General features: G+C 71.0%; 9 protein-coding genes. 2 read left to right on the plus strand and 7 right to left on the minus strand.

All coding sequences use genetic code 11. The annotated features are described in order from the left end of the window. Positions 1 to 178 precede the first annotated feature (178 nt). A complete protein-coding gene (locus tag OHT01_RS31030; protein ID WP_328556404.1) occupies positions 179 to 1,273 on the minus strand; it encodes a DUF5925 domain-containing protein in 1,095 nt (364 codons plus the stop codon). A gap of 167 nt (positions 1,274 to 1,440) precedes the next feature. Between OHT01_RS31030 and OHT01_RS31035 the strand changes: the two genes are divergently transcribed. Continuing rightward, positions 1,441 to 2,868: a GH39 family glycosyl hydrolase gene (locus tag OHT01_RS31035; RefSeq protein WP_328558336.1), complete on the plus strand. Its 1,428-nt coding sequence runs from the start codon at positions 1,441 to 1,443 to the stop codon at positions 2,866 to 2,868. A 57-nt stretch (positions 2,869 to 2,925) separates the two neighbouring features. Here the strand turns inward: OHT01_RS31035 and OHT01_RS31040 are convergent, their stop codons facing one another. The 5 genes from OHT01_RS31040 to OHT01_RS31060 all read right to left on the minus strand — a co-directional run bounded on the left by OHT01_RS31040 (position 2,926) and on the right by OHT01_RS31060 (position 10,491). Continuing rightward, positions 2,926 to 6,933 carry a lipopolysaccharide biosynthesis protein gene (locus OHT01_RS31040; RefSeq protein ID WP_328556405.1) on the minus strand — a complete coding sequence of 1,336 codons (4,008 nt, stop codon included), beginning with the start codon at positions 6,931 to 6,933 and terminating at the stop codon, positions 2,926 to 2,928. Further along, complete coding sequence (locus OHT01_RS31045; protein ID WP_328556406.1) at positions 6,926 to 7,723, minus strand: polysaccharide deacetylase family protein; 798 nt, start codon at positions 7,721 to 7,723, stop codon at positions 6,926 to 6,928. The genes OHT01_RS31040 and OHT01_RS31045 overlap by 8 nt, the downstream gene beginning before the upstream one ends. Then, a complete protein-coding gene (locus tag OHT01_RS31050) occupies positions 7,720 to 8,739 on the minus strand; it encodes a glycosyltransferase family 2 protein (protein ID WP_328556407.1) in 1,020 nt (339 codons plus the stop codon). The genes OHT01_RS31045 and OHT01_RS31050 overlap by 4 nt, the downstream gene beginning before the upstream one ends. Then, complete coding sequence (locus OHT01_RS31055) at positions 8,736 to 9,554, minus strand: glycosyltransferase family 2 protein (RefSeq protein ID WP_328556408.1); 819 nt, start codon at positions 9,552 to 9,554, stop codon at positions 8,736 to 8,738. The genes OHT01_RS31050 and OHT01_RS31055 overlap by 4 nt, the downstream gene beginning before the upstream one ends. Positions 9,555 to 10,065: 511 nt before the next feature. Beyond that, positions 10,066 to 10,491 carry a hypothetical protein gene (locus OHT01_RS31060; RefSeq protein WP_328556409.1) on the minus strand — a complete coding sequence of 142 codons (426 nt, stop codon included), beginning with the start codon at positions 10,489 to 10,491 and terminating at the stop codon, positions 10,066 to 10,068. Positions 10,492 to 10,829: 338 nt separating this feature from the next. Between OHT01_RS31060 and OHT01_RS31065 the strand changes: the two genes are divergently transcribed. Beyond that, a complete protein-coding gene (locus OHT01_RS31065) occupies positions 10,830 to 11,636 on the plus strand; it encodes an SGNH/GDSL hydrolase family protein (protein ID WP_328556410.1) in 807 nt (268 codons plus the stop codon). 96 nt (positions 11,637 to 11,732) lie between these two features. On the opposite strand, the gene OHT01_RS31070 is transcribed toward OHT01_RS31065, so the two are convergent. Beyond that, positions 11,733 to 13,376, minus strand: a complete 1,644-nt coding sequence (locus OHT01_RS31070; protein ID WP_328556411.1) for a serine/threonine-protein kinase — start codon at positions 13,374 to 13,376, stop codon at positions 11,733 to 11,735. Between the last annotated feature and the right edge of the window lie 32 nt (positions 13,377 to 13,408).

Genomic DNA, 13,408 nt, shown 5'->3' on the forward strand with positions numbered 1-13,408 from the left:
CCGGCATCAGGTCGGCGCTCAGGCCACGCCTACGCCGGGCGCGAGCCCATCCGCCGAGACCGGGCCCCGGCGCCGGCCGAAACAGGCCCCGGCGCCGGCAGAGACCGCCCCCGGCGTCAGCCGGAGGGGCCCGGTGGCTGTCGAGGCGCGCTCCCGGCTTCTGGGCCGGGGGCCGTTTCTACAGATACAGCCCCGCGTCCGCGCCCTCGCGCTGGTCGGGTACCGACGTCGGGGTCGTTCCGCGGCGCAGTGCGTACAGCTCCGCGAGGGTCGCGCCCTCGCGTGAGACGCCCTCCTCGGTGCCCAGCCAGCCCACCGCCTCGCGGCGGGTGAGCGCTCCGACCTCGATCCGGGCGAGGCAGCGACCGGGACGGACGACGGCCGGGTGGAGACGCTCCAGGTCCTCGTTCGTCGTGACGCCCACGAGGACGTTCCGGCCCTGGCCGAGCAGGCCGTCGGTGAGGTTGAGCAGCCGCGAGAGCGCCTGGCCCGCGGTGTGCTTCGCCTCGCCGCGGATCAGCTCGTCGCAGTCCTCCAGGAGCAGCAGCCGCCAGCGTCCCTTGCCGGTGCCGTCCTCCTCGCCGATCGCGATGTCCATCAGATAGCCGACGTCGGAGAAGAGCCGCTCGGGGTCCAGCACGCAGTCCACCTGGCACCAGTCCCGCCAGGAACGGGCCAGGGTGCGCAGGGCGGAGGTCTTGCCGGTACCGGGCGGGCCGTGGAGCAGCAGCAGCCGGCCCGCGATGTCCTCCGGGGTCGTCTTCATCAGGCGGTCCATGGCGTCCGCCACCGGCGCGGTGTAGTTGGCGCGGACCTCCTCCCACGTCCCGGCCGAGATCTGCCGGGTCGTGCGGTGCGGGCCCCGGCGCGGCGACACGTACCAGAAGCCCATCGTCACGTTCTCCGGCTGCGGTTCGGGCTCGTCCGTCGCGCCGTCCGTCGCCTGCTTCAGCACCTTCTCGGCCAGCTCGACGCTGGTCGCGGTCACCGTGACGTCGGCGCCCCGGTTCCAGCGGGACACCAGCAGGGTCCAGCCGTCGCCCTCGGCGAGGGTGGCGCTGCGGTCGTCGTCACGCGCGGAGCGCAGCACCCGGGCGCCGGGTGGGAGCAGGGTGGCCCCGGACCGTACGCGGTCGATGTTCGCCGCGTGCGAGTGCGGCTGCTCGCCCGTCGCGAAGCGACCGAGGAACAGGGCGTCGACGACGTCCGACGGTGAGTCGCTGTCGTCGACGTTGAGCCTGATCGGCAGAGCGTCGTGTGGGTTCGCAGACATGCCGCCATGATCTGTCATACGGGTGCCCGGTGCACCCGGTTTCCGCGGTGCGTCGTGTGTGTCGCCTTCGGTCCCGCTCTTCCGGTGTATCCCCTCCGCCCTGTTACAGGGCTGTGGGGTGACGGGATCTGTCCCGCGCCGGATTTCCCCCGTTACTGTGGCCCATGATGGGACGTCATGGGTGGAATTCGGGGGCGGGACGGTGGCGCCTCGGCGCGCTCGTCGGCGTGTGCGTGGCCGTGCTGGCCCTGGTGGTGACCCTGATCAACACCCAGCCGGGGGACGGCGGGAGCACCGCGGGCACCACCCGCGACGGAGACAAGGTGCACGGCACACCGGTGACTCCGCCCCGGACGGCGGGACCGGAGGTCGGCTGGGGCTTCACCCACACCCAGTTCAGCGCCGACGAGGGCAGTGCCACCGCCACCGATCGGGTCGAGGGGCTGATCGGCAAGGACCAGGTCCAGCTGCCGCAGAACCAGCACATCATGGGCTGGGGCGCGGGCAACCCCGAGCCGTCCAAGGGGCGTTACGACTTCTCCGAGTTGGACAGCCGCATCGACTTCGTCCGCAGGTCCGGTGGCACCCCGATCATCACGCTGTGCTGCTCACCGGACTGGATGAAGGGCGGCGAGTCCGGCGCCGACAAGACGAACTGGAGCCGGTCGTCGCTGGAGACGGCCCCGGAGCCGTCCCACTTCGCGGACTTCGCCGCGCTCGCCGCGACCGTCGCCCGACGCTATCCCGACGTACGGCACTTCATCGTCTGGAACGAGTTCAAGGGCTTCTGGAACGACAGCAAGGGCCGTTGGGACTACGAGGGTTACACCCGGCTCTACAACCTGGTCTACAAGGCGCTGAAGAAGGTGGACAAGGACATCATGGTGGGCGGCCCCTACCTGGTCATGGACAGCTTCGACCCGCGCCGGACCCAGGACGCCTCCCCGGCCGTGCGGGGCACCTGGGGGGCCATGGACCAGCGGGTCCTGGACGCCTTCGACTACTGGAACGAGCACAAGGCGGGCGCCGACTTCGTGGTCGTGGACGGCTCCAGCTACACCGAGGACGACGACACGCTGCCCGACGAGTTCGCGGCCACCGACAAGCTCACGGCCGTCGGCGACTGGGTGCGCGAGCGGACGCACGGACTGCCGCTGTGGTGGGCCGAGTACTACGTCGAACCCGCCGACGGCAACGACGAGCGCGGGGGCTGGTCCGAGAACCACCGGGTCGCCGTCCAGGCGAGCGGCCTGATCGCGATGGTCAAGGGCGGCGCCTCCTCCGGCTTCTACTGGAACCCGGAGAAGGAGAAGGGCACGGGCTGCGCCGGCTGCCTGTGGACGCCGACCGACACCGCCGACGGGGGGAAGGAACTCCCCATGTACGACCTGGTCTCCCGCTTCGGCAGGGCGTTCCCGCCGGGGACGGCCTACGAGAAGGTGTCCGTCGCCGCGGACGACGTGCCCAACGTGCGCGTCCTCGCCTCCGGCAGGACCGTCCTCGTGGTCAACACCCTGGACCGGCCGATCAGCGCGAAGGTCGACGGGAAGCGGTTCGCCATGGCGGCCTACGGGGTGAAGTGGCTGAGCCGGTAGTCCGGCCGGGCCACTTCACCCCGTACGTACGGCTCCGCGCCCGCCGTGCCGCCGGTCTCACTTCATCGTCAGGAACCGCTGCACGAGTGAGGCCAGCAGGACGGCCAGCAGGGGCAGCGAGAACCAGAAGCTGCTCTGCAGCCACTGCAACTGCCGCACGCCGGGCCGCACCGCCACCCGGACCCACTCCCGTGCCGTCAGCAGCACGATCAGGGCGACGGCCGCGAGGCCGCCGACGACCGACCAGGGCGTCCAGGTCACCTGCGGTCCGATCGGTCCGGGATCGGCCCGCGGGACCCCGCCCCCGGGCTGCTCGCGCAGTGCGTACATCGTCACGTCGTCGTTGACCAGGACCTTCCTCAGCTCCGCCCGCCGGTCGAGGTTGGTGATCAGCCGCGACTCCCAGGTCGTCGAATAGCCCACGTCCATCTCGAGGTAGACCACCTGGCTGCGGTTGACCATCAGATACGAGTTCGGGCCGGCGTCCTTGAGCGACTTGACCAGCCCGGACACCAGGACCGGGTCGACGGGCGCGAGGGTGGGCACGTACTGCACCTTCTCCATGTCCTTGGCGCCCCACGGCATCGCGGGTGTCACGTTGTCGACGGTGTTGTTGCTCATCCACAGCAGCCGGACCGTCGGATCGTCGTGCGCGTACACGTAGTTCATGGCGGCCACCTCGCCCGGCCTGATCCGCTCGAAGGCCTCGTTGCCCCAACGGGCCACCAGGAAGCCGCCCATGAGGAGCAGGCCCGCCATCAGGGCGGCGACCGGGGCGAGGCTCACCCGGTCCTTGTCGCGCTCCTCCGAAGTGACTCCGGTGCGCGGGAAGAGGGCGAGTCCCGAGAGCAGGGCCGCGCCCGGAACGGCGAACATGAAGACGCGCAGGGCCATCTCGCCGCCGTACGACTGCATGCCGAAGCCGAGGAACGGCACGAAGGTCAGGACGAGCAGCGACCGCTCCCGGTACCCGTGCTCGCGCCGCCGCCACCAGCCCCAGCAGGCGAAGACCATCAGGGAGCCGGCCAGCAGCACCCGGGCGTACAGCACGAGCTTGTGGGTCGAACTGCCGCCCTGGATACGGCCGGAGACCGACGTCGACACGTTGCTGCCGACCCCGCCCACCCCGCCGAACAACTCGTTGAAGTGGCCCGACCAGTACGGCTCGGCCATGAAACCGACCCAGACGGCGACCAGGACGGCGAACAGGATGGGCAGACCGCGCAGTTCGGAGCGGCCGACGAGGACGAGGACCGCCAGGACGCCCAGCATCACGAACGGGGTGAGCTGGTGCGCCGGGACGGTGGCCGCGAACAGCCCGATCAGGACCAGCAGGAGCACGGCCCGCTGCCGGCGGTCCGCCGGTTCGACCTCGGCCTCGCCCGGCCTTCGCGTCGCCCACAGCACCCGCGGCGCCCGGAACCACACGAGCAGGATCGCCACGAACATCAGGTACAGCAGATAGGTGAAGCCCTGCGGGGAGAAGTAGTCCTGGCCGACCCAGCCGCAGAGGGCGAAGAACCAGATGCCCGTCCACTTGGCGCGCCAGCTCGCCCTCATCGAGCGTACGAGCAGGAACATCGGTGCCAGATAGAGGAGTTGGATGGTGAGCGGCCACCAGCGGATGACCTCGGAGAGGTCGCTGACCCCGCACGCCTTCGCGACGAACGCGGCCGCCGCGAAGAAGCCGGGCCAGCTCCAGCGGGCGTCCAGGTCCGGTACGGCGGACCCCGTGCGGTCGATGAAGTCCAGGAACCCGAGATGCTGCCAGGCGGTCGCGAACCGCGGTTCGGTCTCGATGACGGCCGGCAGGGCGTGCAGGGACGCGACCGTGGCGAGCAGGGTGATCAGCAGCAGGCCCCGGTGCTCGCCGTTCAGCCAGAGCAGCGAGGCGAAGACGGTGACCAGCAGCGCCGCGCCGACGAGGGTGGGCAGCGGGAGCACGGAGATCAGGCCGAGGCCGCCCATGCGGGCCAGGGAGTCGTCGTCGAGGCTCAGCGCGGGCACCCAGTAGAGGAGCAGCGCGGAGAACAGGAGACAGCCGAGGAGGACGCCCGGCTTCGAGGGACGCAGGACGCGTCGGCGCCAGGACAACGGCGGCTCACCGGGCGGCCGTCGGCCGTCGGCCGCCGTCCCCGCCCCGGTCGCCTCCCGGGCTCCGGTCGCAGTCCCCACCTCGGTCGCCGGGCGGACCCCGGTGGCGGGCTGGGCCTCGGCGGCCGGGCGGGCCTCGGCGGCGGTCCGCGCCTCGGCGGGCGAGCCGCCGGCCGGTACGCCGGTATCCGGCGTGCCGCGGGTCGGCATACCGCGGGCCGGGGCGGCGTCGGACGGTGTGCCGCGCGTGCCGTGCGGAGCACTGCCGGAGTCCCGCGCCTCGAACGGGGAGCCGGTCTCCGGTGTCTCCGACGGGCCGAGCGACGCCTCCGAGCCCGGCTCGCGCGCCTCGACCGGCAGACCCACGGACGGCTGCCGCAGCGCCCAGGTCGGGCGCCGCACCGCGGGTGTCCCGCTCGGCGGCGTGCCGGGACCCGGCCGTACGTCGGGCCTGCGTTCCTGGTGGTCGAAGTCGACGTGGACGCCGAGCGCGAGGGTGTCCGAGTCGAGGGACCAGCTCGGGCCCCGCTTCTGCTCGCGCGGACCCGTGGCGGGGGCCTCGGGTGCCCCCAGATCGGCGAGGTCCCCGTCCGGCGCCACGTCCTCGGGCCGTTCGACGGGCGGGGCGGTGCGGACGATCCTGAACAGTCTGGGCGCGGCGATCGTCACGATCACCGCGAGGCTGGAGATCTCGGCGACCCCCGCGCCGGTCAGCCCCATCCGGGGCAGCAGGAACAGCGTGAGGCCGAGCACCAGAACGCACAACAGGCCCTGGAGATAGGCGAGTCCGGAGGTCCGGCTCTGGGCGCGCAGGACGGCGAAATAGGTCTCCATGACCACCCGCAGCAGCGCGCCGACGGCGAACCAGCGCAGCAGCGGGGTCGCCGCGTGCGCGTAGCCGTCGCCGAACACGTGCAGGATGAACGGGGCGCCGACGAAGAGCAGTCCGCACACCGGCAGCATGATCCGGGTCATGCGCCTGAGCGCTGCCCGGGTGTCGGCGGCCAGCCGGGCCGGCTCGTGCGACCCCTCGACGGTCAGCGAGGCACCCATGTTGATGGCGAGCAGGTTGACCGTGCCGCCTATGGTCGTGGTGATGTAGAAGTACGCGTTGTCGGCGGAGCTGACCTGCGACGCCACGATCACCGGCACGAGATAGACCACGGCGAGCGAGAACAGCGAACCGGTGTAGTCACCCGCGAGGAAGCGGCCGATCTCCTTGAGCGACGGCGGTTTCGCGTGGTCCTTCGTCGCCTTGATGTGCCGGGGGACCAGCCGCCGGAACACCAGCAGCCCGAGCGGCACCACCGACAGGGCGATGGCGGCGACCCAGGAGACGAAGACGCCCGACGTGGGGATCGCGGCGGCCAGTGCGACCAGCAGCACCAGCTTCACGGCGGAGAACACCGTGTTGCCCACCGGCACCCACAGCGCGCTGCGCAGCCCCGTCAGCACGCCGTCCTGGAGCGTCAGCAGCGACCAGGCGACGACCGCGATGACGAACCCGAGCCCGTGGAGCGTGCCGTGCAGGAAGCGGTACGAGGGCCCCCACGCGTTCAGCGTGAGCAGGAAGATCCCGGCGGCGAACGCCACGACCACCGAACTGCCCGCGTACGTACGGAAGATGAGCCGCCCGGTGGCACGCCCCGCGACCGGGATGAAGCGGGCGAGCGCGCCCGTCAGCGTCACCGCGGTCACACCGGCGAGGAGCTTCATCGCGGCGATCGCGGCGGAGCCCTGACCGACCGCCGCGTCGGTGTAGTAGCGGGCGGCGAGCAGCCAGTACCCGAGGCCGAGCACCGCGGAGATCCCGGTGTTGAGCATCAGGGCGTAGGCGTTGCGGAAGAGCTGGCTGCCCCCGTCGGCCCCCTTGCCGCCTCTGCCGGGCAGCCGGAGCCGGCGGCCCGGCCGCTGCTCGGGCGCCTCGGTCGTGGGCGTGGAGGCCTGGGTCGTGGTGGTCGTGTCAGACACGGGAACGGATGGCCTTCCGGCGGACCTGTCGTGCTCTTCGGACCATGGCGTACCCCTTGGTGAGGGCGCGGTCCCTGGCGAAGGTACGGGTGATCGCACGGCCCTCGACCAGCCGCTCGAACTCCTCGATACCGGTCGTACGGCGCACGGTGACGCGCTGCAGGGCGTACGGGCCCTGGCGGCGGCGCGCGAGGCCGTTGCCGACGGCGAGCGACTGGGCGAACCCCGCCTCACGCACCGCATGGCGCACCCGCGGGCTGGAGTAGCCGTAGGGGTACGCGAACGACACCGGGCGGGTGCCGAGTTCGCCGGCGATGATCTCCTGGCAGCGCAGCAGCTCGAACCGGAGCGCGTCGTCCGTGATCTGGTCGAGCTGCGGATGGGTGTGGCTGTGCCCGCCGATCTCCGTCTGTTCGCCCGCGAGCCTGCGCACCTGGCTCCAGTCGAGCATGGCGTCGAGGCCGCCGCCGGTGTCGTACGCGCCCCGGATCCAGCCCGTCGAGACGAACAGGGTGGACGCGAAGCCGTACTTGGCGAGCGCGGGCAGGGCGTGCCGGTGCACGCCGTCGTAGCCGTCGTCGAAGGTGATCAGGACGGGGCGCGCGGGCAGCGGTCCGCCCGAGCGCCAACTCGACGCCAGCCGGGCGGTGTCGAGGGGGGTGAAGCCGCGGTCGTCGAGCAGTGCCATCTGCTCGGCGAACGCCTCGGGGGAGACGGACAGCGCCCGGGTCGCGTCGTTGGGCGACCGCGCGATCGAGTGGTACATCAGGATCGGTACCGGTTCGGTCATGCCGCCGCCCCCTCGTCGTCCGCGTCCGGGCCCCCTTCGACCGCCGTGACCGGGACCACGGAGAACGCGGCGCCGCTCCGGCGGGCCCGGAGGCTCCCGAGTACGTACCCTCCGGCCGCTGTCAGTACCCCGGCGACGATGGCGCCCGCGCGGCCCGCGCCGCCCGGCCGGGCCAGCGCCGCGTCCCGCAGGCCGCGCAGCACGCCGGCCGGCAGTACCCGGGTCGAATAGCGGCGTTCCGACTCAAGTCCCTTGCCGGCTCCGACACTTCGGGCGACCAGGGCCTTGGAGAGGCCTTCGGCGTAGGCGCGGGTGCGGAAGTAGCCGAAGTGCTCACGGACTTCGGGCACCCGGTGGTGGATCACCGCCCGGTCGTCGATCAGCAGGATCGCGTCCGGCCGGGCACGGGTGAGACGGATGCACAGCTCCGTCTCCTCGCAGCCCAGCGGGCGCTTGTCGCCGTCGCGGCCGATGCCGGTCGCGAAGCCGCCCGCCGCCTCGAACGCCGTCCGGCGGAAGGAGGCGTTGCCGCCCAGGACGTTGCGGACCCGTACGCGGCCCGGTGGCAGCCCCTTGTACGTGCAGCCCACCACCCAGTCGAACTCCTCGGGGAACCAGGCGGGACGGCGGCCGGACGCCCAGATCGGCACCGTACGGCCGCCGACGGCCATGACCCGCGGATCGGTGTAGTCCTCGGCGAAGTGCAGCAGCCAGTCCCGTTCGGCGACGGCGTCGTCGTCGAGGAAGGCGATGACGGCCCCGCGCGAGGCGGCGATCCCGGTGTTGCGGCCGGCCGACAGACCGCGGGGGCCCGCGTTGGCGAGCACCCGCACCCCGTCCGTCTCCTTGTACTCCCCGCTCAGCCGTTCCAGGAGGACGGCGTTGTGGTCCACGACCAGCAGTGTCTCCAGGGCGGGCAGGGTCTGCGCCCGCACCGAGGAGACCGCCGCGAGGATGTCCTCCCAGCGGTCCTCGGTGTAGACGCAGATCACCACGGAGATGTCCCGCGTGCTCAAGACACCTCTCCCCGGCCGGAGTCGAGCTGCGCCGCGTGCGGCCTGCGGCGCAGCGCGCGCCGGTTGGAGCGTTCCCCGAGGATCACCTTGAGCACCCGCAGTCCGTCCCGCACGGCGCGCAGATTGCTCGTGCCGTGGATGCGGAGGTACTCGTGGCTCGGTATCTCCTGCACCTTGAGCCCTGCCTTGACGACCCGGATGTTCATCAGGGTCTCGACCTCGAAACCGGTGCAGTCGAGTTCGATCTTGTCGAGGCAGTGCCGCCAGAACGCGTTGTAGCCGTAGCAGAGATCGGTGTAGCGGGCGCCGAACTTGGCGTTGACGGTCGCGCAGAGCACGCGGTTGCCGAGTTTGCGGATCGGCGTCATGTCGGAGGTGCCGCCGCCGTTCGCGAACCGCGAGCCCTTGGCGAAGTCCGCCCCGGACACCAGCGCGGATACGTACGACACGATCTCGTGGCCGTCCGCCGAGCCGTCCGCGTCGACCATCACGATGATGTCGCCGGTGCACGCCTCGAACCCGGTGATCAGGGCGTCGCCCTTGCCCTTTCCGCGCTGCTCGACGACCTTGACGCCGGGCCACAGGTCACGGGCCACCTCGACGGTGTCGTCGGTGGAGTTGCCGTCGACCAGGACCACCTCGTGTATCCACGAGGGAAGGGTCTTGAAGACGTAGGGGAGATTCTCCGCCTCGTTCATGGCGGGAATCACGACACTCACCGGTGGCGTGATGGCCAGGTGAGAGGAGATGGGCCGGTACGTGGCGGCCACGGGTGGATCGTCGCCCGAGATGGCTGGGCGCAGGACTGAGCTCATGAGTCTGGTCCCTCTCGTCCGGTGGACCGCCCGCCCCTGGGCGGTCCGTCTCTTTGTCCGGTTCGAAAGGGGGGTTCTCACTGACGGCATGCCGAAATGGACCTCCGGGCATGCCGGGTGAGCTGGCAAAGCTGGCCGGCTCCGAAGAGAGAAGCCGGTCGCGCGGCACGACTCGGCACAGGTCTGGTCACCGAGTACGGCACCCCCCAACCGCGCCCCGCGCCGGGATCCATCGCGGTCCTGAGCCCTCCCCTGGAGCCGCTGATGATGGACCGATGCGGGTGAGATGTACGACGGTATTGACGATTGAGTCTGTATGGCAAGACCTGGAACGAGGCCTCACCTTTTTGTTGGTTTGACCGTTACTCAACACCTCGAACGGATTTCTCCCATCCGTTTGAGGGTTCCACAGGCCGGCTCGAACGGCTCCGGCCGGGTGTCGCCACCCACCCCTCGGGCGCGCGGATGTGCCGCGTCCTCGGGGAATCCCTGGTGTTCCGGACCCTGTCCGTCAGTGGTCCGTTCCGCCCCGCGTACGGCCTCGTCCTCGCCGGACCAGGGTCGGTGCGAGGATCAGCGAGCTGAGCGCGGCCACCGCCACGATCCCGCCGGGGACCGACCAGCGGTGCACGGCGAGCATGCCCTGGGCCACCAGCATGTTCAGGGTGACGGCGCCGGCGACGGACGCGAGGACGCGCCCCAGGGGCTCCAGTCCGCGCAGTGCGGCCGCGACGGCCGCCGACGGCGCCGCGAGCAGGAAGAACAGCGAGAACGGGCCGCGCAGAGGTGAGTCCACGTCGGCGAGCGCCAGAAACGCGCCGACGCCGCCGATCACGGTGGCGGCGCCCGCGAGCAGTGGCAGGAGGTCCCTCCCCGGACCTCGCCGCGACCGCTCCGCGGTGTCGGACGAAGAAGTCTTGACATGTATGGCCTGCATTGGCGACTTTGCCCCCTGAAGCGCCGGATGCCGGGTTTCAATGTGGCGCAGTCGGCGTGTGGCCGTCAAGGTTCGGACGGCGTTCCCGGGATTTCTGGTCGTCTTTGAACGACTGCTTCCGAAGTCGGCGGTTTCCTTCGGTAACTGCCCGGCACAGCAATGGAGTTGACGATTCGTCACTTCATGTCGTCAGGCTGTCATGGACATGTAGCCAAATATGTGATGAACAGGGACGGAGTCGGAGGTCGGGGCCGAAAGAGTCTTGGCATGGACACTTCCTGTCAACACGCGTAGCTGCTACCAAAGTTGTGGCAGAGATCCTGCTAAAGGGAGGTTCCATGAGACGTCCCAGATTTTCGGCATACATGACCTCACTCCTCCTCGCCGTCGGCCTCGCCCTCACCGGGGCAGCCGCGGCGCAGGCCCAAACCGCGGCGGCCACCGGCTATGTGGCGCTCGGTGACTCGTACTCCTCCGGCGTCGGCGCCGGGAGCTACATCAGCTCCAGCGGCTCCTGCGACCGCAGCACGAAGGCGTACCCCTACCTCTGGAACGCCGCCCATTCACCCTCGTCGTTCGACTTCACCGCTTGCTCAGGCGCTCGTACGGGTGATGTCACGGCGAATCAGCTCGGCCCGCTCAGCTCCTCCACGGGCCTCGTCTCGATCACCATCGGCGGCAATGACGCCGGCTTCTCCGACGTCATGACGACCTGCGTCCTGCAGTCGGAGAGCACCTGCCTCGCCCGCATCGCCACGGCGAAGGCGTACGTCGACTCCACGCTCCCCGGCAACCTCGACTCCGTCTACTCGGCGATCAGCGCCAAGGCCCCGTCCGCCCATGTGGTCGTCATCGGCTACCCCCGCTTCTACAAGATCAACGGTAGCTGCGTGACCGGACTCTCGGACACCGAACGGTCCGCGATCAACGGCGCGGCCGACTATCTGGACAGCGCGATCGCCAACCGCGCCGCCGCCCACGGCTTCACCTTCGCCGACGTCAGGGGCAACTTCACCGGCCACGAGATCTGCTCCAGTGCCGTCTGGCTGCACAGCCTCAACTGGCTGGACATCGGCGAGTCGTACCACCCGACCGCGACCGGCCACTCCGGTGGCTATCTGCCGGCCTTCTCCGGAGCGGTCTGACCCTTCGGGCACCGCCCCGGAACCCATCGAGAAGCACCCGTCCCGCAGGGGAGAAGGCCCGCCCCGTCCAGGGGCACCGACAGCGCCGCAGCCCCGTCAAGGGGTTGCGGGCACGGATGCGGAGGCCCCGTCCGTCGGGGTCTCCGTCGCACAGGTGATGGTGAACGGAACGGAGCCGGAGGTCACGCGGACCGGGCTGCGGACCTCCACGCTGATCTCGTTGGCGAACTCCCCGCTCGAGTCGTACGTCGTCGCCACCACCGTCTTCTGCTGTGTTCTGCCGCCGTCCGCGGGGAACGAGAGCGTCTTCCAGTTCGGATCGGTCACGTCACCGGTCTTCGTCACCCAGCGGTACTCGATCTCCGCCGGAACGCGCCCCACCGTGAAGGTCGCCGTGAACGAAGGGGCCTGTGTCGCGGGCGGCGGACAACTGCCCCTGTAGTCGGTGTGCCGGCCCGAGATCGTCACCTGCACCGTCTGCGCGGGCGGAGCGGTGGTCGAACTCCCGCCCCCGGGAGCGCTGCTGGAGGGACTCCCGCCGCCGGTCGCGCCGGCCGAGGCGCCGCCGCTCTTCTTGCCGCCGCTGGTCCGACCGCCGTCGGTGGTGCCGCCGCTGCCCCCGCCGCTGCTCCCCTGCCCGCTGTTCGCGGCGTTTCCGTTGTCATGGTTCAGCAGGGCGTACGTCAGCCCGCCGAGGGCGAGTGCCAGCGCCACCAGGCCCGCGATCAGGGCGACGGCCGCGCGGCGACCGCGGTCCGGTTCCGGCGCGGAGGTGGCCGCGGGCACGGTCGCGGGAGGCGGACCGAACCCCCGGGGCGGTGTCGGCGAGGACGGCGACGGCTGGTTGAACGCCGCGATCGTCGGCGCGTCGGAGGCCGCCGGCGCGGCGCCCATCGGCCGGGTGGGCGCGGTACCGCCCGCCGCGACCACGCGCAACTGGTGCTCGGCCGAGTCGGCGCTCGTCCGCTCGGCCGGGTCCTTGGCCAGCAGCCCCTCGATGACGGGGGCGAGCGGACCCGCGCGACGGGGTACCGGCAGCGGCTCGTCGACGATGGCCCGCAGGGTGCTCAGCGGAGTGTTCTGCCGGAACGGCGAGTTGCCCTCGACCGCCGCGTACAGCAGCACCCCGAGCGACCACAGATCCGACTCGGGTCCGGGGGTACGGCCCAACGCCCGCTCGGGGGCCAGGAATTCGGGGGACCCGATGACCTCGCCGGTCATGGTCAGGGCGGAGCTGCCCTCGACGGTCGCGATGCCGAAGTCCGTCAGGACGACCCGTCCGTCGTTCGCCATCAGGACGTTGCCCGGTTTCACATCCCGGTGCAGCACTCCCGCCTCGTGCGCGGCGCGCAGCGCCGCGAGCACCTCGGCGCCGATGTGCGCGGCGCGCTCCGGCGCCAACGGCCCCTCGGCGTCCAGCAGATCGGAGAGCGCGATGCCACGCACCAGCTCCATCACGATCCAGGGCCGGCCGTCCTGCATGGCCACGTCGTACACGGTCACGACATTGCGGTTGGAGATGCGGGCGGCCGCCCACGCCTCCCGCTCCAGGCGCGCGTACATCCGCTCGACCTCGGACGACGGAAGCCCGGCCGGGGCGCGGACCTCCTTCACGGCGACCTCGCGTTGCAGTACTTCGTCGCGGGCGCGCCACACCGTCCCCATGCCGCCTTCGCCCAAGGGCGACAGCAGCCGGTAGCGCCCCGCGATCACACGTTCACTGCCCGGATCTTCGGACACGTGCGTCCCCCATTCGCATCCGCGCGTTTTCT

Source organism: Streptomyces sp. NBC_00358 (assembly GCF_036099295.1).
GTDB lineage: Bacteria > Actinomycetota > Actinomycetes > Streptomycetales > Streptomycetaceae > Streptomyces.